Raw genomic sequence first — 25,171 nt, 5'->3', positions numbered from 1 at the left:
GGATCCGGCGTGAGCCCGGTGACACCCACCCGCCGCCGCCCCGCGACCCACCCGACAGAGCAGAGGACCACCCGATGACCGACAGCCAGCGCCCGGGACGACCCGGAGCCACGCGGCCGCCAGCCGGGTGGAGGAGGTCTACTCGGTCGAGAAGCAGATCGACCTCAGCCAGAAGTCCTACTCGCAGGGCCAGCTCGTCCGCCGCCGGTTCTTCCGGCACAAGGGCGCCATGGTCTCGCTCTTCGTCCTGGTCTTCATCACGCTCATGGCGTTCACGTCCATCGGCTACGGATGGATCCCGGCCTGGTGGGACAAGACGTTCTACGACGCCGGTGTCGCGGTGGACGGCGGCCGACCGACGCTGCAGCTCTGGCCGGTCCAGGTCGGCGAGAACCCGTTCGGGCAGGACACCATCGGCAAGGACTACTTCGCGCTGACGATGCGGGGCACGCAGCGGACCCTGATCGTGGCCTTCACCGTCGGGTTGCTCTCCACCCTGGTCGGGACGATCATCGGGGCGCTGGCCGGCTTCTACCGCGGCTGGGTCGAGGCGATCCTCATGCGGGTGACCGACCTGTTCATCATCATCCCGCTGCTGGTCCTGGCCGCGGTGCTCGGCAAGATGGCCGGTGGGGGCATCTGGTCGCTGGCGCTGGTCCTCAGCCTGGTCTCGTGGACCGGCCTGGCCCGGCTGGTGCGGGGCGAGGTGCTCTCGCTGCGCGAGCGCGAGTTCGTCACCGCCGCCGAGGCGATCGGGACCGGGTCCGGCCGGGTGATCTTCAAGCACATCCTGCCCAACACCATCGGCACGATCATCGTCAGCGCCACCCTCACGATCGCCACGACCATCCTGCTGGAGTCCTCGTTGTCGTACCTCGGCTTCGGGGTCCGGCCACCGGACACCTCGCTGGGCCTGCTCATCTCGGACTACCAGAACGCCTTCCTCACCCGGCCGTGGCTGTTCTGGTGGCCCGGCATCATGATCCTCGCGATCGCGCTCTCGGTGAACTTCCTCGGTGACGGGCTGCGCGATGCCTTCGACCCCCGGCAGAACAGGACGGCCGACTGATGACGACGACCACGCAGAGCAGCTCGGGGCAGCCGGTCTACACCGGCTCGGGCACGCCGACCGGCGACGAGGAGGTCGTGCTCGCCTTCGACGACGTCGACGTGCGCTTCCGCACCGAGTTCGGCAGCGTGCACGCCGTCAAGGGCGTGGACCTGCGGGTGCGCCCGGGCGAGGTCGTCGCCCTCGTCGGCGAGTCCGGCTCGGGCAAGTCGGTGACGTCGATGACCGCCATGCGCCTCCTGCCCCGCAACGCGACGATCGGGGGCCAGGTCAACGTGGCGGGGCGCGACGTGGGCGGGCTCACCGAGTCGAAGATGCGTCGCCTGCGCGGCAACGACGTGGCCATGGTCTTCCAGGAGCCGATGACGGCGCTCAACCCGGTCCTCACCGTCGGCACCCAGATGGTGGAGTCCATGGAGCTGCACGGCGTCGCCCGCGGCGCCGCGGCCTGGAGCCGGGCGATCGAGCTGCTGGGCATGGTGGGCATCCCCGAGCCCGAGCGGCAGATGAAGAAGTACCCGCACGAGCTGTCCGGAGGTCAGCGGCAGCGCGTGGTCATCGCCATCGCGATCAGCTGTGACCCCAAGGTCATCATCGCCGACGAGCCGACCACGGCCCTGGACGTCACCGTGCAGGCCGACATCCTGGACCTGCTCCGCTCGCTCAAGGACAAGCTCAACACCGGCATCCTGCTCATCACGCACAACATGGGCGTGGTCGCCGACATGGCCGACCGCGTCGCGGTGATGTTCAAGGGCGAGATCGTCGAGCGCGGGACCGTGGAGGAGGTGCTGCTGCACCCCAACCACGACTACACCAAGATGCTCCTCGGGTCCGTCCCCCGGATGGGCGCCGGGCGCGGGCAGATGGGCATCAGCGTCAAGGAGGAGGTCGACGCCGAGGCGCCGCTGGCGATCGAGCTGAAGAACCTCGTCATCGAGTACCAGCGGCTCGGCAAGGCGCCCTTTCGCGCCGTCGACGACGTCAGCTTCGACGTGCGGCAGGGTGAGATCGTCGGGTTGGTCGGGGAGTCCGGCTCGGGCAAGAGCACGATCGGCCGGTGCGCCCTGGGCCTCATCCCCGCCGCGTCCGGCGAGTTCAGGCTGCTCGGCCAGGACATCACCGGGGTGAGGCGCAAGGACCTCAAGCCGCTGCGCCGGCGGATCGGCGTCATCTTCCAGGACCCGGCCGCCTCGCTGAACCCACGGCTGCCGATCGGCGAGTGCATTGCCGAGCCGCTGGTCGTGCACAAGGTCGGTGACCGCAAGTCCCGCGAGCAGCGGGTCTACGAGCTGCTCGACGCGGTGCACCTGCCGCGCGAGGTCTACAACCGCTACCCGCACGAGGTCTCCGGCGGCCAGCGGCAGCGCATCTCGGTCGCGCGCGCCCTGACCCTCGACCCGGAGCTGCTGGTGGCCGACGAGCCCACCTCGGCCCTCGACGTGTCGGTGCAGGCGCGGGTGCTCAAGATCTTCGCCGAGCTCCAGGAGCAGTTCGGCTTCGCCTGCCTGTTCATCAGCCACGACCTGGCGGTCATCGACCTGCTGGCCCACAAGGTGGTCGTGCTGCAGAACGGCAAGGTCGTCGAGGCCGGCCCGCGCGAGCAGATCATGGAGCATCCCACGCAGGAGTACACCCAGCGGCTCATCGCCGCCGCGCCGGTGCCCGACCCGGTGGAGCAGGGACGTCGCCGGAGGGACCGGCACGAGCTGCTGCGTGAGCAGGGCGAGGAGATCGTCGAGCTCAACGTCGACGCCGAGGAGTTCCACCAGTCCTCCAGCGAGGCCGAGGTCGTGCAGGTGGACGAGGTCGGCGACGGCCGCGACCGGAAGCGTCGCTGAGCCCGCGTGCGTCTCGTCTTCGCCGGGACCCCCGACGCGGCGGTCCCGAGTCTGCGTGCCATGCTGCGTTCGGAGCACGAGGTCGTCGGGGTGCTGACCCGCCCGGATGCCCGGGCCGGCCGCGGCCGCTCGCTGCGCCCGTCCCCGGTCCGCGAGGTCGCGCTCGAGGCAGGCATACCCGTCGCAACCCCGTCCTCGCTCCGTGACGCCGAGGCCCAGGACCAGCTCCGAGACTGGGCACCCGACGCCTGCCCGGTGGTCGCCTACGGCCTGCTGGTGCCACCTGCCCTGCTGCCCCTCCCGAGGCACGGGTGGGTCAACCTCCACTTCTCCCTCCTGCCGGCCTACCGTGGCGCGGCGCCGGTGCAGCACGCGCTGCGTGCCGGTGACGACGTGACCGGTGCGGTGACCTTCCTGCTGGAGGAGGGTATGGACACCGGGCCGGTCCTCGCCCGGCTCACCGAGACCGTGCGGCCGCGGGACACCTCCGGCGACCTGCTCGACCGGCTGGCCGAGGCCGGGGCCCACCTGCTCGTCAGCACTCTCGACGCGCTGGAGGCCGGGGCCCTGACGCCCGAGCCGCAGCCCGCCGACGGGGTGAGCCTGGCGCCCAAGATCACGGTCGAGGACGCCTGGGTCGTCTGGGACCACCCCGCCTACGCGGTGGACCGGCTCGTGCGCTCGTGCACACCCGCACCGGGCGCCTGGACCACCTTCCGGGGCGCGCGGCTCAAGCTCGGCCCGGTCGTGCCGGCGGAGCAGGGACCGCAGGAGGTGCGGCTCGCGCCCGGCGAGGTACACGTCGGTAGGGACCAGGTTCTCGTCGGCACCGGCAGCACCCCCGTGCAGCTGGGGCAGGTGCAGGCCCAGGGCAAGCGCGCGATGGCCGCGACCGACTGGGCCCGGGGCGTGCGGCCCGGGCCCAGGGAGGTGCTCGGTGGCTGAGGACCGCCCGGCCCGTGGTGGGGGAGGCCAGGGTCGGTCCGGCGGCGGTAACCGCGACCGGACGGGCGGCCGCGACGGCCGGCGCGGGCCACGACGCCGGTCGGCCCAGACCCCCTCGCAGCGCACCAGGGAGGCCGACCCCGCCCGCACGGTCGCCTTCCGCGTGCTGCGGCAGGTGGACACCGACGAGGCCTTCGCCAACCTGGTGCTCCCGAGGGCGCTGCGCTCGGCCTCGCTCACCGGCCGCGACGCCGCCTTCGCGACCGAGCTGACCTACGGCACCCTCCGGATGCGGGGGCTCTACGACGCCGTCGTCGCGCAGGCCGCGGGCCGCCCGGTCGCGGAGATCGACGGACCGGTCCGCACCGTCCTGCGCCTCGGCGTCCACCAGCTGCTGGGGATGCGGGTGCCGGACCACGCCGCGGTGAGCGCCACCGTGGGGCTGGCGCGACAGCAGGTGAGCCAGGGCGCGGGGGGCTTCGTCAACGCGGTGCTGCGACGGGTGAGCAGCCAGGACCGGGACGCCTGGGTTGCGAGCCTGGTCGAGGGTCTGGAGGACCCGCTCGCCCGGCTCGCCCTGGAGCACTCGCACCCCGAGTGGGTCGTCCGGGCGCTGCGCGCGTCGCTGGTGGCCGCCCGGGGCGCCGCCCCCGAGGACTCCGTCGCGGACTCCGGCGAGCTCGCCCGGCTCCTGGCCGCCCACAACACCCCGGGCCCGCTGACGCTGGTCGGCCGCCCCGGTCTCGGGGCCGAGGAGGAGCTCGAGGCGGGCGGCGCCCGGCCCGCCGGCATCGCGCCGACCGCGTGGGAGCTGCCGCAGGGAGACCCCGGAGCCCTGGCGGCGGTCCGCGAGGGCCGCGCGGCGGTGCAGGACGCCGGCTCCCAGCTGCTCACCATCGCCCTGGCGCAGGCGCCCCTGCCCGAGCTCGCCGAGGGCAGCGAGCAGCGCTGGCTGGACCTGTGCGCCGGACCGGGAGGCAAGGCCGGGCTGCTGGCGGCGCTCGCGGCCCAGCAGGGGGCCCGGCTGCGGGCCAACGAGGTGAGCGAGCACCGCGCCGAGCTCCTCCGGCACACCCTCGTCGGCCCGGTCCACGCCGGGGCCCGGGTCGACGTCACCGTCGGCGACGGCCGTGACGTGGGGGCCGAGGAGCCGGACACCTACGACCGCGTCCTGGTCGACGCGCCCTGCACCGGGCTGGGCGCGCTGCGCCGCCGCCCCGAGGCGCGGTGGCGCCGCTCGCCCCAGGACCTCGGCACCCTCGGTCCGCTGCAGCGCGCGCTGCTGGACTCGGCGCTCACCGCCGTGCGGCCCGGGGGCCTCGTGGCCTACGCCACCTGCTCGCCGCACCTCGCCGAGACCGAGCTGGTCGTCAAGGACGTGCTCAAGCGCCGGCCCGACGTCGAGCCGGTGGACGTCCGGCCGCTGCTGCGCGACCGCTCCGGAGCCCCCGTGCCGGACACCGGGGACGGCCCGTGGGCCCAGCTGTGGCCGCACCGGCACGGCACGGACGGGATGTTCGTGGCCCTGCTCCGCCGCGCGGCACGCTCTCTAGACTGAGCGCATGGCCCCGCCCGCGCACCCGCAGATCAGCCCCTCCATCCTCGCCGCGGACTTCGCCCACCTGGCCGAAGAGCTCCGCGCCATCGAGACCGCGGACTGGGCGCACGTCGACGTCATGGACGCCCACTTCGTGCCCAACCTCACCCTGGGTCGACCGGTCGTGGAGGCGCTGGCCCAGGTCAGCCCGGTCCCGCTGGACTGCCACCTCATGATCGAGGACCCCGACCGGTGGGCGCCCGGCTACGCCGAGGCAGGTGCCTCCTCGGTGACCTTCCACGTCGAGGCGGCCGCGGACCCGGTCGGCACCGCGCGGGCCATCCGGGCCGCGGGGGCGCGCTCGGCGATGGCGCTCAAGCCCGGCACCCCCTTCGCCCCGTATGCCGATCTGCTGCCCGAGCTCGACATGGTGCTCGTCATGACGGTCGAGCCGGGCTTCGGCGGGCAGTCCTTCATGGACGACCAGCTGGCCAAGGTGCGCGAGGTCCGGGAGGCGGTGCGTCGGCACGGTGGCGACATCTGGGTGCAGGTGGACGGGGGCGTGGCGCAGGACACGATCGCCCGGTGCGCCGAGGCCGGGGCCGACGTCTTCGTCGCCGGCTCCGCGGTCTACGGCGCCGACGACGTGGCCGGCGCCGTCGCGGACCTCCGCCGCGCCGCCGCAGCGTCCTCCTTCAGCTCCTCGCCCGAGGTCTGAGCGTGGACGTCTGGGGTGACCTGTTCTACGCCGAGGTCTCCGTCCTGGGCCACAGCGTCGCCTGGCGCGAGGTCGTCGGCAACGGCTTCGGCTTCGCCTCGGCGCTGCTCGGCATGCGACGGACCGTCTGGGCCTGGCCGGTCGGCATCGTCGGCAACCTGCTGCTCTTCACCGTCTTCATGGGGGTGTGGTTCGCGAACCCGCAGGAGCACAGCCTCTTCGGGCAGGCCGCCCGGCAGGTCTTCTTCATCGCGACCAGCGTCTACGGCTGGTGGCGCTGGCAGGCCTCCCGCCGCACCCGCGCCAAGGGTGAGCCGGCGATCACCCCCCGCTGGGCGACGCTGCGCGAGCGCACGGCATACCTGCTCGCCGCCGCACTCCTCGTCGTGCTGGCCCAGTGGGTCTTCGCGCAGGTGGGCGCGGGCTGGCCGGCACCGCGCTGGTACTACTGGACCGACGCCTGGATCTTCGTGGGGTCGATGCTGGCGACCTACGCCATGGCCCGCGGCTGGGTGGACTTCTGGCTGGTGTGGATCGCCGTGGACCTCGTCGGGGTGCCGCTGCTGTGGCACTCGGGCTACTACCCCTCCGCGGTGATGTATGCCGTCTACGGCGCGCTCGTGCTGTGGGGCTTCGTCGTGTGGTCCCGGGCCGCGCGGGACGAGGCGCCGCAGGGCGCGGTGACCGGGGCCGGCCCGGCCGCGGGTGACACCAGGGCGCGGTCGTGAGCGGGGCGACCGACCCCTACGCGCCGTTCCGCCCGGTGACCGGCGCGCGGGTGGCTCGGGTCGCGGGGCTCGCCTCGGTGCTGATCTTCGGGCTCGTGGCGGTCCTCGGTCCCACCTACGCCGGTGCCAGCCCGACGATGGCGCTGCTCAACCGGATCTTCATCGCCGGCTTGGGCCTCGCCATGGGGGCCTTCCTCTGGCGGTATGCCCTCATCCGCGCGATCCCCTCCGCCGCCGGGCTCGTGGTCGTCAACCTCGTGCTGCGGCGCGAGCTGGAGTGGTCGCAGGTCGCCTCGGTGACCTTCACGCCCGGCGCGCCCTGGGTGGTGCTCGAGCTGAACGACACCGAGGAGCTGGCCGTCATGGCGATCCAGCGCGCGGACGGCGAGCGGGCGAAGCGTGAGGCCTCCCGGCTGGCGGCCCTGGTCGAGCACCACCAGCGCTGAGCTACTCCACGGGGTCGATCTCGTCACGGGTCGGCGGCACCCGGCGCCGCGCCTCGGCGGTCGTCATGCCGGAGAGCACCAGCAGGTCCACGACGGTGGAGCGCACCTGGGCGCGGAGCACCTCGGCGGACAGGCCGGCGCGGGAGTGCCCCCAGGTGGACTGCCGGGCGAGGTGCACCAGGTCCTCCTGCGCGCCGCCCAGCGGCTCCCGGTGCTCCAGCTTCTCCTGCAGGACGGCGGCCGCCTCGGCCAGCCCCTCGACCATGTCGGTGTAGGAGTCCGGCACGAACTCCCCGGCCCCGACCGCCGCCTCGGCGCGTCGGGCGAGCACCCGGATGTTGCGGATCGCGAGGTCGAGCGGTTGCAGCAGCACCTTGATCTCCTGGACCTCCGCCTTGTGCACCCCGGACAGCAGCGGAGCCAGGCGCGCGGCAGCCGCGGCCTCGGCGGTGGTGTCCTGGAGCGCCTCCAGCTCGGCGGACAGGCCCCGGGCGGTCTGCAGCGCCCGGGTGGCCCGGCCCACGTCCCGGTTGCGCAGGCTCTGCGCGGTGTCGGTGAGCACCTCGGCGAGGTGACCCACGAGGGCGATGATCCGCTCCCGCGGCCGCTTCGTGGTCGATCGCATCGGCGCCAGCATGGCGATGAGCAGCGCCACCCCGCCGCCGACCGCGGCGTCCAGCCAGCGGTTGAAGGCCTGTCCGTCCCCGGCGACCAGGGTGGTGATGATGACGCCCTGGATCCCGGCCTGCATCATGAGCAGCTGCCCGGCCCCGGCCAGGACGGCGAGCGACATCGCGACGACGCAGACCGCGAAGATCTGCCACAGCCCGGTGCCGAAGACGTGGACGAAGAGGTCGCCGATGCCCACGCCGATGGCCACCCCGATGGTCAGCTCGACGATGCGTCGGAGCCGGTCGCCGTAGGTCAGTCCAAGACAGACCATCGCGGTGATCGGGGCGAAGAAGGGCAGCGCGTGGCCGAGCAGGTCGTGGGCGACGAACCACGCCAGGACCGCACCGGTCGCCGCCTGCAGGATCAGCCAGGCCCGGGAGCGCAGCCGCAGCACCCTGGTCCGTGCCGCGCCGGGGGTGATCTCCTCGCGCAGCGGGTCGAGGACCACGTGTCCGGCGGCCCGGGCGTGCTCACGGGCGCTGCTCATGCCCTCAGTGTGTCCTACCGACTCCTCCCGCGGCGCAGGGCTCAGGCGCCGCGCCGGTGGGAGGACAGCGCCTGGACGTCGCGGTCCTCGCCCGCCGCCTCCACCCGCGCCACCTGGTCCCGGCCGAAGGCGTGGAGCAGCAGCTCCAGCGGGGCACCGGTCAGCACGACGCTGCCGCGGCCCGCCGGCGGCCGACGCACGGCGGCGCGGCCGTGGCCCGGTGCGACCACGACGACGCCGCAGGGTGCGTCGCGGTAGAGCAGGCGCCCGGCCGTGCGGACGGTGCCCCACAGCTGGGCAGGCACCGGGTCCGGCAGGTCGGTCGGGGCCCATCCGGGTCGCGCCCGCGCCAGGTCCTCGTGGTGGATCGCGAGCTCGGCCACGTTGACCGCGCGGTCCAGGACGGGCAGCCGCGTCGGCCACCACGGCGGCGGGCCGCTGCGCACCTGGTCGACCAGCTCGGCGAACGGCCGGGCGGCGACCTCGTCCTGCACCCGCTCGGTGTGCCGCTGCAGCGGTGGGAGCGGGAGACCGATGCCCGGGAGCGTGTCCGGGCGCGTCTCCCGGACGACGAGGTGCGCGAGCAGGTCACGTACGGTCCAGGGGGAGCAGAGCGTCGGCGCGTCCGGTCCCAGCTCGGTGGCGGTGCGCGCGACGAGATCGCGGAGCAGGTCGGGGGAGTGGCGCATACCCCTCATCGAACCACGCCGACGGTCTGTCAGGACCGCGTGGTTGGATGGGTGGAACCACCATCACCCGCCTCGTCACCGGAGGTCCCCTGCCCCATGCCCTCGTCTGCCGCCGCACCGGTGCCCCGCCCCGTCGCCGACCGCGCGGTGCTGCGCCGCGGGCTGCGGGTCATCGGCGGCGGGATGGCCAGGCAGCGGGGCCCGACGGCGGTCGCGGTCGTCGGGGCGGTGCTGTGGGCCGGGGCCACCGTCGCTACCGCGTGGGCGATCGGCTGGCTGACCGACGAGGTCGTCGAGCCCTCGGTGCGCGCCCAGCGGGTCGAGGCGGCCGGCCTGTGGACCATCTTCGGGGTCCTGCTCGCCGTGCTGGTCGTCAATGTCGCGGGCGTGATCCTGCGTCGCGTCTGGGCGACCATGGCGGGGTTCAACCTCCAGGCTGACTACCGGCGTCGGGTGACCCGGCAGTACCTCCGGCTCCCGCTGTCGTGGCACCACGCCCACCCCTCGGGCCAGCTGCTCTCCAACGCGCACGCCGACGTCGAGGCGACGTGGCAGGTCTTCAACCCGCTGCCCATGGCGATCGGTGTCGTGTTCATGCTCGTCATCGCCGGCACCATGATGGTGCTGGTCGACCCGCTGCTGGCCGTCCTGGGGCTCCTGGTCTTCCCCGGTCTGTTCGCCGCCAACCTCGTCTTCCAACGGGTCATGTCGCCGCGGATCACCCACGCGCAGCAGCTGCGCGCCGAGGTCGCGGAGGTGGCGCACGAGTCCTTCGAGGCCGGTCTGGTCGTCAAGGCGATGGGGCGGGAGGACCAGGAGACCGGGCGGTTCCGCGCCAAGGCGCACGAGCTGCGCGATGCCCTCATCCTGGTCGGTCGCACCCGCGGCGTCTTCGAGCCCGTGATCGAGGCCATCCCGACCCTCGGCACCTTGGCGGTGCTGGGCGTCGGCACCTGGCAGGTCTCCCGTGGCGCGCTCGACGCCGCCGACGTCGTCCAGATGGCCTACCTCTTCTCCATCCTGGCCTTCCCGGTGCGTGCGCTGGGGTGGGTGCTCGCCGAGATCCCGCGCTCGGTGGTCGGCCACGACCGGGTGCAGCACGTGCTGCAGGCCCGCGGGGGTATGCCCTACGGCACCGCGACCCTTCGGGGCGGCGCCCCCGCGGAGTCCGCACTCGCCGGGGTGACCTACTCCCACGCCGGGGAGGAGCAGGCGACGATCCGCGGCGTGACGCTGGCCGTCCCCCGCGGCAGCACGGTGGCGCTGGTGGGGCCCACCGGCGCGGGCAAGAGCACCCTGGCCAACCTCGCGCTGCGCCTGGTGGACGCCGACGCGGGCTCGGTCCGCCTCGACGGGGTCGAGGCCCGCGAGCTGGCGCACGGCGAGCTGCCCGCCAGCGCCGCGCTCGTCGCGCAGCAGACCTTCATGTTCGACGACTCGGTGCGCGGCAACATCACGCTGGGTGAGGACGCCGACGACGCCTCGGTCTGGGAGTCCCTGCGGATCGCCCAGGCCGACGACTTCGTGCGCTCCCTCCCCGACGGGCTGGACACCGTCATCGGGGAGCGCGGCGGGACCCTCTCCGGCGGGCAGCGGCAGCGCATCGCGCTCGCCCGCGCGATCTGGCGCCGGCCGCGGCTGCTCGTCCTCGACGACGCCACCAGCGCCGTGGACCCGTCGGTGGAGCAGGCCATCCTCGCCGGGCTGCGGGAGGCCCGTGGCGGGATGACCGCGCTCGTCGTGGCCTACCGCATGGCGACCATCCTGCTGGCCGACGAGGTCGTCTACCTCGAGCACGGCCGGGTGGTCGACCAGGGCTCGCACGACGAGCTTCTCTCACGCTGCCGCGGCTACGTCGACCTCGTCCAGGCCTACTCCCGCGAGGCCGCCGAGCGTGCCGCGGTGACGCGGCAGGAGGAGGTGACCCCGTGAGCGAGGCAGCAGAGCGCGAGCAGGAGGAGCCGGTCTCCAGCCGGATCGACGGCCGGTCGCAGCTCGGGACGCTGGCCACGCTGCGGCGCGGGCTCGAGCTGTCGCCGGAGCTGCGGACCGGGCTGACGCTGACGCTGGTCCTCGCGGTGGTCGCGACCGTCGGCCGGGTGGTCATCCCGTTCGTCGTGCAGCAGACCACGGACAACGGGATCAACGCGCCGGGCGGTCCGGATTTGGACTTCGTCGTCCGCGCGATCGCCCTCGCCGCCGGGGTCGTCGCGCTCACCTCGCTGGCGCAGTATGCCGTCAACGTCCGGTTGTTCACCGCGGCCGAGTCCGGTCTCGCGACGCTACGGCTCCGCGCCTTCCGGCACATCCACGACCTGTCCGTGCTCACCCAGAGCACCGAGCGGCGCGGTGCGCTCGTGTCCCGGGTCACCAGCGACGTCGACACGATCTCGATGTTCGTGCAGTTCGGCGGGCTGATGCTGCTCGTGAGCACGGCCCAGATCGTGCTGGCCACCATCCTCATGGTCGCCTACAGCCCGCTCCTGGCCGGCGTGGTCTACCTCTGCCTGGTGCCGCTGGTCTTCCTGGTCCGCCGCTTCCAGCCGATCCTGGGGCGCTCCTACGGGACCGTCCGGGAGCGGGTGGGGGACCTGCTCGGCTCGATCAGCGAGTCGATCGTCGGGGCCACGACGATCCGCGCCTACGGCGTCGAGGACCGCACCGCCGCCCGGATCGACGAGGCGATCGAGGCGCACCGGTCCTCGGCCATCCGGGCCCAGGTGCGCTCGGTCATGGCCTTCGTCTCGGGCCAGGCCTTCGCGGGCATCACCACGGCGGTGGTCCTCGTCGTCGGCACCGTCCTCGCGGCGCGCGGCCAGCTCACGCTCGGGCAGCTCGTCGGCTTCCTCTTCCTGGTCAACCTCTTCACCCAGCCGGTGCTCATGGCGACGGAGATCCTCAATGAGATGCAGAACGCCATCGCGGGCTGGCGTCGGGTCATCGGGGTCATCGACACCCCGGCCGACGTCGCCGACCCGGGCGAGGAGGGCGTCGTGCTCGAGCGCGGCCCCATCACGGTGGACTTCGAGGACGTCTCCTTCGCCTACCCCGGTGGCGAGCGCGTGCTGCGCGAGGTCGACCTGCGCATCGAGCCGCACACCCGGGTGGCCGTCGTCGGTCAGACCGGCTCCGGCAAGACCACCCTGGCCAAGCTCCTCACCCGGCTCATGGACCCGAGCGAGGGTGTGGTCCGCCTCGACGGCGTGGACCTGCGGCAGATCAGCTTCGCCAGCCTGCGGCAGCGCGTGGTGCTGGTCCCGCAGGAGGGGTTCCTCTTCGATGCCGACCTGGCCGACAACATCCGCTTCGGACGCCCCGAGGCCTCCGACGACGACCTGCGGCTCGCGGTCACCGAGCTCGGCCTGGACGCCTGGGTCGAGGGTCTCCCGCACGGCCTGCGGACGCAGGTGGGGCAGCGGGGCGAGTCGCTGTCGGCCGGTGAGCGCCAGCTCGTCGCCATCGCCCGCGCCTACCTCGCCGACCCCGACCTGCTCGTCCTCGACGAGGCCACCAGCGCGGTCGACCCTGCCACCGAGGTACGGGTGCAGCGGGCGCTCGAGGGGTTGACCACCGGTCGGACCTCGGTCGCCATCGCGCACCGGCTGTCGACCGCGGAGGCGGCCGACGTCGTCGTGGTCGTGGACGCCGGCCGGATCGTCGAGCTCGGTCACCACCGCGACCTCGTGGCCCGGGGCGGGGTCTACACCAGGATGCACGCCTCCTGGGCGGCGCAGCAGGCGGTCTGAGGATGCCGGAGGTGCGGCGCGCCGTGCTGCCCGTCACCCTGCTCGCCACGGGCCTGGCCCTGCTTGCTGCCGGTCAGCCGTGGTCCAGCGGGACCAGGGTGGATGCGGCCGGCATCGCCTGGGACGAGGTCCGGACGGGCACCGACCTCGCCCCCCTCGTCACGGCGCTGCTCCTCGTCGTGGCCGTGGCCGCCCTCGCCGGGGCGCGGGCGAACGGGTGGGCCGGTGGCGCCGTCCGCGCGCTGACGGTGCTCGCCGCCGCAGGTGCGGCGGTCGCGACCGGCCTGGCACGGCCCGCCGGGGCCACCGCATGGTTCTGGGTCTGCCTGCTCGCCGGCGTCGTCGCGGCGGTGGGCGCGCTGGTGCTCCTCCCGGGCGCACGGGCTGGCACAATGGCGCCCGACGGACCCCTCGGCCCGTCGCCCGACGAGTGAGGAGAGCGCCACATGCACGAGGACAGCCACGGTCACAGCGTCGCCGCCTGGGTGGGCGTGACCATCATGCTCGTCGGCAGCGTGGTCGCCGTCTGGGGCGTCGTGCTGTCCCCGGACTGGCTGCTCTACGTCGGTCTGGCGCTCGGCGTCGTCGGAGCCCTGGCGTGGTACCTCCTGGACCGTGCCGGGATGGGCGAGCCGGAGCACGACGCCGCCCACCGCTGACCGGACACCCCTCGTGGTCACCGCACCCGGCGGCGCGTTCTACGCTGGGGGAGTGTCTTCCGTGCTAGAGCAGATCGTCGACGGCGTCCGCGAGGACCTCGACCGGCGGCGGGCCACCGCCCCGATGGAGGCGGTGCAGGAGCTCGCCCGGGCCGCGGAGCCGGCCAGGGACGCCTGGGCCACGCTGTCCCGCACGGACCGGATCCACGTCATCGCCGAGGTCAAGCGGAGCAGCCCCTCCAAGGGCGCGCTCGCGGCCATCGCCGAGCCGGCCGGGCTCGCCGCCGACTACGCGGCCGGGGGCGCCAGCGTCATCAGCGTCCTCACCGAGGAGCGGCGGTTCGGTGGCTCGCTCGCCGATCTCGACGCCGTGCGCGCTCGGGTCGACGTGCCCGTGCTGCGCAAGGACTTCATCGTCGACCCCTACCAGCTCTGGGAGGCCCGCGCCCACGGTGCGGACCTGGTGCTGCTCATCGTGGCCGCCCTGGACCAGCAGGTGCTCGTGAGCCTGCTGGAGCGCACCGAGTCGCTCGGCATGCACGCGCTCGTCGAGGTGCACGACGAGGAGGAGCTGAGCCGGGCGCTGGACGCCGGTGCGCGGATCGTCGGCGTCAACAACCGCGACCTCAAGACCCTCGAGGTCGACCGTGGGACCTTCGCCCGGTTGGCGCCGCACGTCCCGGCCGGCTGCGTGGCCGTGGCCGAGTCCGGGGTGCGCGGCCCGCTCGACGTCATGAGCTTCGCCGAGGCCGGCGCCCAGGCGGTGCTCGTCGGGGAGGCGCTGGTCACCTCCGGCTCGCCGCAGGAGGCCGTCCGGGAGATGGTCGCCGTGGGGGCGCACCCGGCCGTGCACGCGACCGCCACTCGGGCGGGGCATACCCGATGAGCAGCCCGACGAGCGACAAGGTGACCGCGGCCGAGCGCTTCGGCGAGTTCGGCGGACGCTACGTGCCCGAGGCGCTGGTGGCCGCGCTCGAGGAGCTGGACGAGGCCCGCCTCACGGCGATGGCCGACCCGGACTTCCGCTCCGAGCTCGACCGCCTGCAGCGCGACTACACCGGGCGGCCCAGCCCGCTGACCGAGGTGCCCCGCTTCGCCGAGCACGCCGGCGGCCCTCGCGTCCTGCTCAAGCGCGAGGACCTCAACCACACCGGGTCGCACAAGATCAACAACGTGCTCGGCCAGGCGCTGCTGGCGGTCCGCATGGGCAAGCGCCGGGTGATCGCCGAGACCGGGGCCGGGCAGCACGGCGTCGCCACCGCCACCGCGGCCGCGCTCATGGGGCTGGAGTGCACGGTCTACATGGGCCGGGTCGACACCGAGCGCCAGGCCCTCAACGTCGCCCGGATGCGGCTGCTCGGCGCCGAGGTCGTCGCCGTCCCCACCGGGAGCGCCACGCTCAAGGACGCCATCAACGAGGCGATGCGGGACTGGGTGACCAACGTCGACCACACGCACTACCTGCTCGGCACGGTGACCGGCCCCCACCCGTTCCCGACCATGGTCCGCGACTTCCACGCGGTGATCGGCGAGGAGGCCCGCAAGCAGGTCGACGAGGCCGTCGGCGGGCTGCCCGACGCGGTCTGCGCCTGCGTCGGGGGCGGCTCCAACGCCATGGGTATCTTCCACGCCTTCCGGGACGACCCCTCGGTCGCGCTGTGGGGTTTCGAGGCCGGGGGAGAAGGCGTCGAGAGCGGCCGGCACGCCGCGCGTTTCTCCGGCGGTGAGCCGGGGGTGCTGCACGGCGCCGCGACCTACGTGCTGCAGGACGAGGATGGTCAGACCCGCGAGACCCACTCCGTCTCGGCCGGGCTGGACTATCCCTCGGTCGGCCCCGAGCACGCCTTCCTGCACGACAGCGGACGGGCCAGCTACGCGCCGGTGACCGACCGGGAGGCGATGGACGCCTTCTCGCTGCTGTGCCGCACCGAGGGGATCATCCCGGCCATCGAGAGCGCGCACGCCCTGGCCGGCGTCCTGAAGATCGGCCCGGAGCTCGGTCCCGGTACGACGGTGCTGGTCAACCTCTCGGGGCGCGGGGACAAGGACGTCGACACCGCCGCCCGGTGGTTCGGGCTCGTGGACGACGACGGCGAGGCGCACGTCGACGGCGAGACGGGCCCCGGTGCCCAGGAGACCGTGTCGTGAGCACCCTGGACGACGTCTTCGCCCGGTCCCGGGCTGAAGGTCGGGCCGCCCTCGTGGGGTACCTGCCCGCGGGATACCCGGACCTGCCCACCTCGCTGGAGGCGGTCCGCACGCTCGCCGAGCACGGCTGCGACGTCGTCGAGGTGGGTGTCCCCTACACCGACCCGCTCATGGACGGTCCGGTCGTCGAGCGGGCCGCCAGCACGGCCCTGAGGGCGGGGTTCCGGCTCAGCCACGTCTTCGAGGTCGTCGCCGCGGCCCGCGCGGCCGGGGCCGTCCCCGTGGTCATGACGTACTGGAACCCGGTCCTGCGCTACGGCGTCGAGCGGTTCGCCGCAGACCTGGCCGCCGCCGGCGGCGCCGGCCTCATCACCCCGGACCTCATCCCCGACGAGGCGCAGGACTGGCTGACCGCCGCGGACGCGCACGGGCTCGCGCCGGTCTTCCTCGTCGCTCCCAGCTCGACGCCGCAGCGGTTGCGCTCGACGACGCAGGCCTGCCGCGGGTTCGTCTACGTCGCCTCCACGATGGGGGTCACGGGCGTGCGGGCCAGCGTCGGCGACGCCGCGCAGTCGCTGGTCGCCCGGACCCGTGAGGTCACCGACCTGCCGCTGTGCGTCGGTCTCGGCGTGAGCACGGGCGAGCAGGCCGCCGAGGTGGCCGGCTTCGCCGACGGCGTGATCGTGGGCTCCGCCCTGGTCCGCGCGCTCGGGGAGGACACCTCGCTGGGCCGCCTGGCCGAGCTGACCGACGAGCTGGCCGCCGGGGTGCGCCGGGCGTGACCGCGGTGCAGGAGGAGCGCACCTCGGTGCAGGGTCCGCGGTCGCCAGCGCTGGATGTGGTGGGGCTGCTGCTGCGCCTCGGGCTGGCCGCCGTCCTGGGCTATGCCGGCTGGACCAAGATCAGCGACCTCACCGGCTCGGTGCAGAACGTCGTGGCCTACGAGCTCTTCCCCTACGACGTGGCCCGCGCGGTCGGGGTGCTGCTGCCGGTCGTGGAGCTGGCGCTGGCCCTGCTGCTCCTGGTCGGCCTGCTCACCCGCGCCGCCGCGCTCGGCACCGCCGTGCTCATGCTCGTCTTCGTCGCCGGTATCGCCTCGGCCTGGGCCCGTGGCCTCAGCATCGACTGCGGATGCTTCGGGTCGGGCGGGCCGGTGGCGCCCGACGACACCCGCTACCTCACCGAGATGCTCCGCGACGTGGGGTTCCTGGCGATGGCGGGCTGGCTCGTCGTCCGGCCCCGCTCCCCGGCCTCCCTCGACACCCTCCTCCGGAAAGGCGACTGACATGCCCCGTCCCCCCGCACCCGAGGTCAAGCAGGTCTCCTCCGCCGGTCCCTCGCCGGTCCTCATCGGCGCGGTCGTGCTGCTCGTCGTCGCGCTCGTGGGCGGGCTGGTGCTGTGGGCCGTCACCCGGCAGGGGGGTCTGGAGGCGACCGGCAGCGCCAATGCGCTGCCGGAGGGCGGCGGCATACAGGTCGGTGCGCCCGTCTCGGACGACGTGCCGCAGGTGCAGCTGTACGAGGACTTCCAGTGCCCGTGGTGCGGCGTGCTGGAGGAGGCGGTGGGTGACGACCTGGCCGCCCGGGCCGAGGCGGGGGAGATCACGCTGACGGTGACGATGATGTCCTTCCTCGACGGCACCCTGGGCAACGACTCCTCCCGTCGCGCCGCCGGAGCAGCTCTGTGCGCCGACGACGAGGGGGCCTTCCTGCCCTACCACGCCGCGGCCTTCGCCGGTCAGCCCGCGCAGGAGGGCGCGGGATGGACCGACGAGGAGCTCCTGGGGTTCGGGGAGGCGGCCGGACTCACCGGGGAGTCCCTGAGCTCGTTCACCGCGTGCGTCCAGGACGGCACCTACGACGACTACGTGGCCGACATGCAGGAGCGGTCCAACCGGGACGGCATCACCGGGACCCCGCGGCTGCTCGTCGACGGCGAGCAGGTGGAGGACACCCGGCTGCAGGGTCTGATGGAGGGCTCCACGGACCTGGCGGAGCTGCTCGCCGACGGCTCCTGACGTCGCGGCAGGCGATGCGGGGAAGTGGCCCCCGCACCACTAGGCTTGCCCCATGCGTCGCGCGAAGATCGTCTGCACCCTCGGCCCCGCCACCGCCTCCTCCGCCCAGATCGAGGCGCTCGTCACCGCCGGGATGGATGTGGCCCGGCTCAACCTCTCGCACGGCTCCTACGAGGAGCACTACGAGCGCTACATCAAGGTCCGCGAGGCCAGCGACTCCACCGGCCACGCGGTCGCCGTCCTGGCCGACCTGCAGGGCCCCAAGATCCGCACCGGCACCTTCGCCGGGGGCCCGGTGACCCTCCGCTCGGGGTCCACCTTCACCATCACCACACGGGAGGTCCCCGGCGACCAGGACTGCGTCGGCACGACCTACCCCGGCCTGCCGGGCGATGTCGCTCCCGGGGACGACCTGCTCATCGACGACGGGAAGGTGATGCTCCGGGCCACCGAGGTCACGGCGACCGACGTGGTGTGCGAGGTGGTGGTCGGCGGGGTCGTCTCCAACAACAAGGGCATCAACCTCCCTGGTGCCGCGGTGAGCGTCCCGGCCCTGTCGGACAAGGACGAGGACGACCTGCGCTGGGCGGTCCGCAGCGGGGTGGACTTCATCGCCCTGTCCTTCGTGCGCTCGGCCGACGACGTGCAAGACGTGCACCGGATCATGGACGAGGAGGGCCGTCGGCTGCCGGTCATCGCCAAGATCGAGAAGCCGCAGGCGGTGGACAACCTCGCCGGGATCGTCGATGCCTTCGACGGCATCATGGTCGCGCGTGGCGACCTGGGGGTGGAGCTCCCGCTCGAGCAGGTGCCTCTCGTGCAGAAGGACGCCATCCAGCTGTGCCGGGAGAAGGCCAAGCCGGTGATCGTGGCCACCCAGGTGCTGGAGTCCATGGTCGACAACCCGCGCCCGACGCGGGCCGAGGCCAGCGACTGCGCCAACGCCGTGCTGGACGGGGCAGACGCGATCATGCTCTCGGGGGAGACCTCCGTCGGCGCCTGGCCGATCCGGGCGGTGGAGACGATGGCGAGCATCATCTGCAGCACCGAGCAGCACGGGATGCACCGGATCCCGCCGATCACCACCAAGCCGAAGACCCCCGGCGGTGCGGTCACGCGAGCCGCGGTCTCGCTCGCCGACGCCCTCGGTGAGCAGGTGAAGTTCCTCGTGACCTTCAGCAAGAGCGGCGACACGACGACCCGCATGGCCCGGGTGCGCCCCACGACACCCATGCTCTCGTTCACCACCGAGCAGCTCACTCGGTCTCGGCTGGCTCTCACCTGGGGTGTGGAGACCTTCCTCGTCCCCTTCGTGTGGCACACCGATCAGATGGTCAAGCAGGTCGAGGAGACGCTGCTGCGCGAGGAGCGCTGCACCGCGGGCGATGTCGTCGTCATCGTGGCCGGCTCGCCCCCCGGGGTCTCGGGCACCACCAACGCGCTGCGGATGCACCGCGTGGGCGACGCCATCCTCGGGAGGCCCCGGCCTACACCCAGGACCCCGAGGTGTGAGCGTGGTGCCGGTATGCTCGGACCGGCTTCTGGGCGTGGGCCTGACCGCGCCGACCACCTGCCGGGGTGGTGGAATGGCAGACACGGAGCACTCAAAATGCTCTGCCCGAGAGGGCGTGCGGGTTCGAGTCCCGCTCCCGGCACCAGCCCCCGGTCCGCGACGTGCTGGCCGGGGTGAGACGCGACAGATAGGGTGCCAGACGTGAGTGAGACGACGCCGCAGGGGGAGCAGGACCAGCCGGTGCCCGAGGCCGACGAGAGGCAGACCTCCGGCGCGGAGGGCGCGGAGACGGGGATGCGCATCCTGCTGGCCGAGGACGAGGCGCTGATCCGGATGGACCTCGCCGAGATGCTGACCGAGGCCGGCCACACCATCGTGGGCCAGGCCGCCGACGGCGAGCAGGCGGTCGCACTAGCCCAGGAGACGTCGCCGGACCTCGTCGTCATGGACATCAAGATGCCGGGGATGGACGGGCTCACCGCGGCCGAGCAGATCGGCCGCGACGGGCTCGCGCCGGTGGTGATGCTCACCGCGTTCAGCGACAAGAACCTCGTGGAGCGGGCCCGTGACGCCGGGGTCATGTCCTACGTGGTGAAGCCCTTCAACGCCGCCGACGTGCTCCCCGCCATCGACATCGGGCGGGCCCGCTGGGCCGAGCGCAAGGCCCTCGAGGCCGAGGTGGCCGACCTCGGCGAGCGGTTCGAGACCCGCAAGCAGGTGGACCGCGCCAAGGGGCTGCTCATGTCCCAGCTCAAGCTGAGCGAGGCGGACGCCTTCCGCTGGATCCAGAAGGCGGCGATGGACCGCCGGCTCTCCATGCGCGAGGTCGCCGACGCGGTGATCTCGGGCATGCCCGCCAAGAAGTAGCCCCACGAAGTAGCCCCAAGAAGTAGCCATGAGCCGACCGGGTCAGGGCGACCGATTCAGCCGCCCGGGGGCCGCTCCCGCAGCGCGCAGGTGAGGCGTGCGGTGCACACCCGGCGGTCCTGCTCGTCGGTGACGACGATGTCGTAGGACACGACCGACCGGCCGAGGGACAGCGGGGTCGCGACGGCGGTGACGACCCCCTCGCGCACGGCCCGGTGGTGGGTCGCGTTGAGGTCCACCCCGACCGCGATCCGCCCCTCGCCGGCGTGCATGGCCGCGGCGACCGATCCCACGGTCTCGGCGAGAGCGGCAGAGGCCCCGCCGTGGAGCAGGCCGTAGGGCTGGGTGTTGCCGGCCACCGGCATCGTGGCCACGGTGCGCTCGGCCCCGACCCGGACAAGACGCATACCCATCCGCTCGGCGAGAGCGCCCCGGGGGACGTCGGCCGGTGCGGGGGAGCCGGGGGTCGCAGCGGCATCCGCCGGGGGCCGAGGCGTCGGACTGTCGGTCATGGGACATAGGCTGCCATGCGTGAGTCGCTTGCTGCTGCTGGACGGACACTCGTTGGCCTACCGCGCCTTCTTCGCGCTGCCCGTGGAGAACTTCTCCACGACGACCGGGCAGAACACCAACGCGGTCTACGGCTTCACCTCGATGCTCATCAACGTGCTGCGCGACGAGGCGCCGACGCACGTCGCCGTCGCCTTCGACAAGTCGCGGCAGACGTTCCGCACTCAGGAGTATGCCGAGTACAAGGCGGGTCGATCGAGCACGCCGGGGGAGTTCGTCGGGCAGGTCGACCTCGTCAAGCAGGTCCTGGACGCCCTGCGCATCGCGCACCTGGACGTCGACGGCTACGAGGCCGACGACATCATCGCCACCCTGACCACGCAGGCGCGGAGGAGGGGATGGAGGTGGTCATCGTGTCCGGGGACCGCGACGCCTTCCAGCTGGTGGACGACCGGACGCTGTTGCTCTACCCGGTCCGCGGTGTCTCCGAGACCTGGCGCATGACCCCCGAGGCGGTGGAGGAGAAGTACGGCGTCCGGCCGGAGCGCTACAGCGACCTCGCGGCCCTGGTGGGGGAGAGCTCGGACAACCTGCCCGGCGTGCCGGGCGTCGGTCCCAAGACCGCGGCGAAGTGGCTCGCCCAGCACGGCGACCTGTCGGGCATCGTGGACCATGCCGACCAGCTGCCCGGCAAGGCGGGGCAGGCGACCCGGGACCACCTGGACCAGGTGCTGCGCAACCGCCGGCTCAACCAGCTCGTGGCCGACGTGCCGCTGGAGCTGACGGTGGCCGACCTGCAGGCGCGGGGATGGGACCGGGAGGAGGTGCACCGGGTCTTCGACGGCCTGGAGTTCCGGGTGCTGCGCGAGCGGCTCTTCTCGACGTTGGAGTCCGCGGAGACCGAGGCCGAGGAGGGCATCGAGGTCGCGGGGACGGTCCTCGACGCCGGTGCGCTCCCGGGGTGGCTCGAGGCCCCGGGAGCGCAGGGCCGGCTGGCGGTCGTCGTCGACGCCGACCCACGGACCGCCGCCGGACCGGGTGAGGCCACCGGGCTGGCGATCGCCGGGCCGGAGGAGGCGGTCTACCTGCACCTGTCCGACCTCGAGCCCACGGACGAGGCGGCCCTGGCCGCCTGGCTGGCCGACGCGGACCGGACCAAGGCGCTGCACGGCGGCAAGGAGCAGGTGGCCTCGCTGGAGGCCGTCGGGCTGCCGGTCGAGGGGGTCGTCAGCGACACCGCTCTCGCCGCCTACCTGGTCCGGCCGGACCAGCGCTCCTACGACCTCGCCGACCTGGCCCTGCGCTACCTCCACCGCGAGCTGCGGCTCGAGGCCGAGGGGGCGGGGGCGCGGGCCCCGCAGGGCCAGCTCGACCTCTCCTTCGACGAGGGGGAGCAAGACGCCCGGGAGGCCGCGGCACGCTCGGCGATGGTGCACGCACGGGCGGTCCACGACCTGGCGGACGCCCTCGACGCCGAGCTGGCCGACGAGGAGGAGCGGCATCTGCTGCAGCAGGTCGAGCTGCCGCTCGTGGGGGTGCTGCGCCGCATGGAGCGCGCCGGGATCGCCGTCGACCTGCCGGCCCTGACCGCCCTCGAGCAGGAATTCGCCGACGGGGTGGCACAGGCCCAGCAGGACGCCTGGAACGCCATTGACGACGACACGGTCAACCTCGGCTCGCCCAAGCAGCTGCAGACGGTGCTCTTCGAGACCCTCGGCCTGCCGAAGACGCGCCGGACCAAGACCGGGTACACCACGGACGCCGACGCCCTCGCTGGCCTCTACGCCCAGACCGAGCACCCCTTCCTCGAGGCACTGCTCCGGCACCGGGACGTGACCCGGCTCCGGGTGACCGCCGAGGGCCTCATCAAGGCGGTCGCCGACGACGGGCGCATCCACACCACCTTCCAGCAGACGATCGCCGCGACAGGGCGGCTCAGCTCCACCGAGCCCAACCTGCAGAACATCCCCATCCGCACCGCCGCCGGTCGTCGGATCCGCGAGATCTTCGTGGTCGGGAGCGGTGGGGCGGGTGACTACGCGTCCCTGATGTCCGCGGACTACAGCCAGATCGAGATGCGCATCATGGCCCACCTGTCCGGTGACGAGGGGCTGATCCACGCCTTCCGGGAGGGCGAGGACCTGCACCGCTTCGTCGGTGCCCGGGTCTTCGGGGTCGACCAGGCCGACGTCACGCCCGAGATGCGCTCCAAGGTCAAGGCGATGAGCTACGGCCTGGCCTACGGGTTGTCCGCCTTCGGCCTCTCCAAGCAGCTCGGCATCTCCACCGCCGAGGCCAAGGAGCTCATGGAGGAGTACTTCGAGCGCTTCGGCGGTGTCCGCGACTACCTGCGCGACGTCGTCCAGGAGGCACGCCGGACCGGCTTCACCGAGACCATCCTGGGTCGGCGGCGACACCTGCCCGACCTCACCAGCGACAACCGGCAGCGCCGCGAGATGGCGGAGCGCATGGCGCTCAACGCCCCGATCCAGGGCTCGGCGGCCGACATCATCAAGGTGGCGATGCTGCGCACCGAGGCCGCCGTGCGGGAGGCTGACCTCGCCTCCCGGATGCTGCTCCAGGTGCACGACGAGCTCGTCCTGGAGGTCGCCCCCGGCGAGGAGGAGCAGGTCGAGGAGCTGGTCCGTGCCCAGATGGGGGCGGCGGCCGACCTCACGGTGCCGCTCGACGTCAGCGTCGGCCTGGGCCGGAGCTGGCACGACGCCGCCCACTGACCCGGGCGAGGCGTCGGAGACACGCCGCAGGGTGCGGGACTCGGCTCACGCTATCGACGGGGGTGCGCCCACCATCGTCATGCATCGCCCTACCTGCTCGCTGTCCGTCTGGGGCTCTTGACATCGAACACGTGTTCGATTAGCCTGGTGGGATCAGGACGAGGTGCTTCATCTGAGGGGGTGAGGGGCGTGGCGGTCGCGGCGATCGAGTCGGAGGGGTCGGCGGAGGAGGCGGCGCTGGGTGCGCTCGGGGCTGTGGCGGCGGCCCGTTCGGGTCTGGAGGCGCGGCTGGTCGAGGCGGCGCGGTTGGTGGTGGCGGTGACCGGTGCTGCGGTGCTGGCGCAGAAGGGGTTCGTCTCGGTGGAGGAGCTGACCGACGGTCAGCGGGCGAGGTGGCGGGCGGAGACGAAGCGGGCGGCGTGCGCCGAGGTGCAGGCGCGGCTGGGGATGGGTGTCACGCAGGCGCGGCACCTGGTGGGTCTGGCGTGCGCGTCGGTCGGGGTGCGGGCGGCGGTGCTGGGTGCCTTGGACCGGGGCGAGGTGTCGTGGGACATGGCGAGGGCGTTCTGGCGGCGGTGCGGCTCGCTGGAGGTCGACGGGGCGCTGCTGGTCGCCGAGAGACTGTTCGGCACGGACCCGCACGTCGTCGTGGCCGAGCGGCTGACACCCGAGGGTGAGCTGCGTCAGGGGCCGTGGCACGAGGCGGACTACACCGCCGCGCTGGCACGGGAGGCGACCCGGGCCGAGGGGAGCGACGTGGTGGCCGAGCGGGAACGGCGCAGCAGGGCCTACCGGGAGCGTCGCGCGAGGATCACGGTCCACGACGACGGGACGGCGACCCTGGAGGCGACCGGGCCCGCGATCTCGTTGATCGCGGCGCACGCCCGGGTCGAGCGCGCTGCCCGGCTGCTGCGCAAGCAGGGCGACCCCCGCACCCTGGACCAGCTCCGCTCCGACGTGCTCACCGCCTTCATCGTCCACGGACGGCTCCCGGTGCCGGACCACCTCGGCAGTCCGTCCGAGGCAGGCCCAGGCGCCCGGTCGCCCGAGCCCGGGACGGCGACCGACGCCCGAGACTCCGAGACCCAGGCAGCGAGCAGCACTCGCCAGCCTGAGTCCGGGACGGCGACCGGTGCGCACGCCCTGGAGCCCGGGACATCTAGCGGCACCTGCGCCCCCGAGCGCGGCACGGTGGGCGGTACCCCTGACCCCAAGTCCGGGAGGGGGAATGGAGTCGATGACCCCGAGCTCCAGAGGGGCTGCGGCACCCGGGCCCCCTTGGCGGAAGACGTCTTGGGTGATGAGCGTGCCACGTCCGCCTCGACGGTTGCCTCCGCGGCGGCAGACGACGGGGCCGCGCCGGAGGGCTGGGCCGATCTGGTCACGCCTGACCTGGAGGCCATCGCGCGGGTCGCGACCGGCATGCCGACCGTCGAGCTGCAGGTCGTCGTCCCCTGGGACGCGCTGGCCGGCCGAGCCGCCTGCTCCACCTGCGCCGCAGGGACGGGTGGCGTTCACGACGCCGCGGGGGATCCCTCAGGCCCAATCCAGCGGGAGGACTCTGCGCACCGGCCCGCCCGGGTGACCCAGGCAGGTATCCGGTGGACCCCCCTCGCCGGGAGGACTCTGCCCATCCGGGCGCGGTGGACAGCCCTGTCGGCCTGGTGCTCGGTCGGCATCCGGCCTACCTCTGGCCGGGGCAGGTCCGCGAGCTCGCGCTGATGCCTGGCACGACGATGGCCAGGCTGCTGACCGATCCCGCGGACGGTCGGTTGGTCGAGCGGTCTGTGACCACGTACCGCCCGGACGCGGCGATGCGCCGCCAGGTCCTGGCCGCCGACGT

21 protein-coding genes, 1 tRNA gene and 2 pseudogenes are annotated in these 25,171 nt (G+C 73.3%); 21 read left to right on the top strand and 3 right to left on the bottom strand.

Features of this window, described 5'->3' with window-relative positions:
- The first annotated feature begins 127 nt into the window (after positions 1 to 127).
- Genes FU792_RS08610 through FU792_RS08580 form a run of 7 tightly spaced genes read left to right on the top strand, consistent with a single transcriptional unit; the run spans position 128 to position 7,284 of the window.
- Positions 128 to 1,069, top strand: a complete 942-nt coding sequence (locus tag FU792_RS08610) for an ABC transporter permease (protein WP_149814693.1) — start codon at positions 128 to 130, stop codon at positions 1,067 to 1,069.
- The gene (locus FU792_RS08605; protein ID WP_022924090.1) at positions 1,069 to 2,910 is read left to right on the top strand and encodes an ABC transporter ATP-binding protein; all 1,842 of its coding nucleotides are present in this window, start codon (positions 1,069 to 1,071) and stop codon (positions 2,908 to 2,910) included. The genes FU792_RS08610 and FU792_RS08605 overlap by 1 nt, the downstream gene beginning before the upstream one ends.
- 6 nt (positions 2,911 to 2,916) lie before the next feature.
- The gene (gene fmt / locus FU792_RS08600) at positions 2,917 to 3,855 is read left to right on the top strand and encodes a methionyl-tRNA formyltransferase (RefSeq protein ID WP_022924089.1); all 939 of its coding nucleotides are present in this window, start codon (positions 2,917 to 2,919) and stop codon (positions 3,853 to 3,855) included.
- Positions 3,848 to 5,413: an RsmB/NOP family class I SAM-dependent RNA methyltransferase gene (locus tag FU792_RS08595; protein WP_022924088.1), complete on the top strand. Its 1,566-nt coding sequence runs from the start codon at positions 3,848 to 3,850 to the stop codon at positions 5,411 to 5,413. Before fmt ends, FU792_RS08595 begins: the two co-directional genes overlap by 8 nt.
- A 4-nt stretch (positions 5,414 to 5,417) precedes the next feature.
- Positions 5,418 to 6,110, top strand: coding sequence for a ribulose-phosphate 3-epimerase (gene rpe, locus FU792_RS08590; protein ID WP_022924087.1), 693 nt, complete (start codon positions 5,418 to 5,420; stop codon positions 6,108 to 6,110).
- A gap of 2 nt (positions 6,111 to 6,112) precedes the next feature.
- The gene (pnuC, locus tag FU792_RS08585; protein WP_022924086.1) at positions 6,113 to 6,838 is read left to right on the top strand and encodes a nicotinamide riboside transporter PnuC; all 726 of its coding nucleotides are present in this window, start codon (positions 6,113 to 6,115) and stop codon (positions 6,836 to 6,838) included.
- Entirely contained in the window at positions 6,835 to 7,284 is a 450-nt protein-coding gene (locus FU792_RS08580) for a PH domain-containing protein (RefSeq protein ID WP_022924085.1), read from the top strand. Before pnuC ends, FU792_RS08580 begins: the two co-directional genes overlap by 4 nt.
- 1 nt (position 7,285) lies before the next feature.
- On the opposite strand, the gene FU792_RS08575 is transcribed toward FU792_RS08580, so the two are convergent.
- Together FU792_RS08575 and FU792_RS08570 are read right to left on the bottom strand one after the other, a co-directional pair.
- Positions 7,286 to 8,443, bottom strand: coding sequence for an FUSC family protein (locus FU792_RS08575; protein WP_022924084.1), 1,158 nt, complete (start codon positions 8,441 to 8,443; stop codon positions 7,286 to 7,288).
- Positions 8,444 to 8,484: 41 nt separating this feature from the next.
- Positions 8,485 to 9,132 carry a TIGR03085 family metal-binding protein gene (locus FU792_RS08570; protein ID WP_028130842.1) on the bottom strand — a complete coding sequence of 216 codons (648 nt, stop codon included), beginning with the start codon at positions 9,130 to 9,132 and terminating at the stop codon, positions 8,485 to 8,487.
- A gap of 96 nt (positions 9,133 to 9,228) precedes the next feature.
- Between FU792_RS08570 and FU792_RS08565 the strand changes: the two genes are divergently transcribed.
- From FU792_RS08565 to FU792_RS08510, 12 genes and pseudogenes are all read left to right on the top strand, one after another.
- On the top strand, positions 9,229 to 11,064 hold the full coding sequence (locus FU792_RS08565) for an ABC transporter ATP-binding protein (protein ID WP_022924083.1): 1,836 nt from the start codon (positions 9,229 to 9,231) through the stop codon (positions 11,062 to 11,064).
- Positions 11,061 to 12,878 (top strand): ABC transporter ATP-binding protein, encoded by a 1,818-nt coding sequence (locus FU792_RS08560; protein ID WP_022924082.1) that lies wholly within the window; start codon positions 11,061 to 11,063, stop codon positions 12,876 to 12,878. The genes FU792_RS08565 and FU792_RS08560 overlap by 4 nt, the downstream gene beginning before the upstream one ends.
- Positions 12,879 to 12,889: 11 nt before the next feature.
- A complete protein-coding gene (locus FU792_RS08555) occupies positions 12,890 to 13,312 on the top strand; it encodes a hypothetical protein (RefSeq protein WP_157609181.1) in 423 nt (140 codons plus the stop codon).
- Positions 13,313 to 13,324: 12 nt separating this feature from the next.
- On the top strand, positions 13,325 to 13,537 hold the full coding sequence (locus tag FU792_RS08550; RefSeq protein WP_022924080.1) for an HGxxPAAW family protein: 213 nt from the start codon (positions 13,325 to 13,327) through the stop codon (positions 13,535 to 13,537).
- Between the two features lie 52 nt (positions 13,538 to 13,589).
- A complete protein-coding gene (trpC, locus tag FU792_RS08545; protein ID WP_033418583.1) occupies positions 13,590 to 14,423 on the top strand; it encodes an indole-3-glycerol phosphate synthase TrpC in 834 nt (277 codons plus the stop codon).
- On the top strand, positions 14,420 to 15,685 hold the full coding sequence (gene trpB / locus FU792_RS08540; protein ID WP_022924078.1) for a tryptophan synthase subunit beta: 1,266 nt from the start codon (positions 14,420 to 14,422) through the stop codon (positions 15,683 to 15,685). Before trpC ends, trpB begins: the two co-directional genes overlap by 4 nt.
- Positions 15,682 to 16,467: a tryptophan synthase subunit alpha gene (gene trpA / locus FU792_RS08535; RefSeq protein WP_022924077.1), complete on the top strand. Its 786-nt coding sequence runs from the start codon at positions 15,682 to 15,684 to the stop codon at positions 16,465 to 16,467. Before trpB ends, trpA begins: the two co-directional genes overlap by 4 nt.
- The gene (locus FU792_RS08530) at positions 16,464 to 16,970 is read left to right on the top strand and encodes a MauE/DoxX family redox-associated membrane protein (protein WP_237739986.1); all 507 of its coding nucleotides are present in this window, start codon (positions 16,464 to 16,466) and stop codon (positions 16,968 to 16,970) included. The genes trpA and FU792_RS08530 overlap by 4 nt, the downstream gene beginning before the upstream one ends.
- Position 16,971: 1 nt before the next feature.
- Positions 16,972 to 17,703: a DsbA family protein gene (locus FU792_RS08525; RefSeq protein ID WP_052327737.1), complete on the top strand. Its 732-nt coding sequence runs from the start codon at positions 16,972 to 16,974 to the stop codon at positions 17,701 to 17,703.
- Positions 17,704 to 17,755: 52 nt separating this feature from the next.
- Positions 17,756 to 19,215 (top strand): annotated as a pseudogene (pyk, locus tag FU792_RS08520) (pyruvate kinase).
- Positions 19,216 to 19,275: 60 nt separating this feature from the next.
- Positions 19,276 to 19,361, top strand: a tRNA-Leu gene (locus FU792_RS08515).
- 56 nt (positions 19,362 to 19,417) lie between these two features.
- Entirely contained in the window at positions 19,418 to 20,083 is a 666-nt protein-coding gene (locus tag FU792_RS08510; protein WP_022924074.1) for an ANTAR domain-containing response regulator, read from the top strand.
- A gap of 56 nt (positions 20,084 to 20,139) precedes the next feature.
- Here FU792_RS08510 and FU792_RS08505 read toward each other — a convergent pair whose 3' ends face one another.
- Complete coding sequence (locus tag FU792_RS08505) at positions 20,140 to 20,595, bottom strand: hotdog fold thioesterase (RefSeq protein ID WP_022924073.1); 456 nt, start codon at positions 20,593 to 20,595, stop codon at positions 20,140 to 20,142.
- Positions 20,596 to 20,614: 19 nt separating this feature from the next.
- Between FU792_RS08505 and polA the strand changes: the two are divergent.
- Both polA and FU792_RS08495 read left to right on the top strand, forming a co-directional pair.
- A pseudogene (gene polA / locus FU792_RS08500) lies at positions 20,615 to 23,328 on the top strand (DNA polymerase I).
- A gap of 180 nt (positions 23,329 to 23,508) precedes the next feature.
- Positions 23,509 to 25,050, top strand: coding sequence for a hypothetical protein (locus FU792_RS08495; protein ID WP_161600229.1), 1,542 nt, complete (start codon positions 23,509 to 23,511; stop codon positions 25,048 to 25,050).
- Positions 25,051 to 25,171: the final 121 nt, after the last annotated feature.

Source organism: Serinicoccus marinus DSM 15273 (assembly GCF_008386315.1).
Classification (GTDB): domain Bacteria; phylum Actinomycetota; class Actinomycetes; order Actinomycetales; family Dermatophilaceae; genus Ornithinicoccus; species Ornithinicoccus marinus.
Note: the sequence above shows the minus strand (reverse complement) of the source record. Positions and strands in the feature narration are given on the sequence as shown.

What these genes read in the sequence shown, in the direction of transcription:
- FU792_RS08570 (WP_028130842.1), bottom strand. Translation starts at nt 9,132, where the DNA reads ATGCGCCACTCCCCCGACCTGCTCCGCGATCTCGTCGCGCGCACCGCC.
- FU792_RS08575 (WP_022924084.1), bottom strand. Translation starts at nt 8,443, where the DNA reads ATGAGCAGCGCCCGTGAGCACGCCCGGGCCGCCGGACACGTGGTCCTC.
- rpe (WP_022924087.1), top strand. Translation starts at nt 5,418, where the DNA reads ATGGCCCCGCCCGCGCACCCGCAGATCAGCCCCTCCATCCTCGCCGCG.
- FU792_RS08505 (WP_022924073.1), bottom strand. Translation starts at nt 20,595, where the DNA reads ATGACCGACAGTCCGACGCCTCGGCCCCCGGCGGATGCCGCTGCGACC.
- FU792_RS08550 (WP_022924080.1), top strand. Translation starts at nt 13,325, where the DNA reads ATGCACGAGGACAGCCACGGTCACAGCGTCGCCGCCTGGGTGGGCGTG.
- trpB (WP_022924078.1), top strand. Translation starts at nt 14,420, where the DNA reads ATGAGCAGCCCGACGAGCGACAAGGTGACCGCGGCCGAGCGCTTCGGC.
- FU792_RS08565 (WP_022924083.1), top strand. Translation starts at nt 9,229, where the DNA reads ATGCCCTCGTCTGCCGCCGCACCGGTGCCCCGCCCCGTCGCCGACCGC.
- FU792_RS08525 (WP_052327737.1), top strand. Translation starts at nt 16,972, where the DNA reads ATGCCCCGTCCCCCCGCACCCGAGGTCAAGCAGGTCTCCTCCGCCGGT.
- FU792_RS08605 (WP_022924090.1), top strand. Translation starts at nt 1,069, where the DNA reads ATGACGACGACCACGCAGAGCAGCTCGGGGCAGCCGGTCTACACCGGC.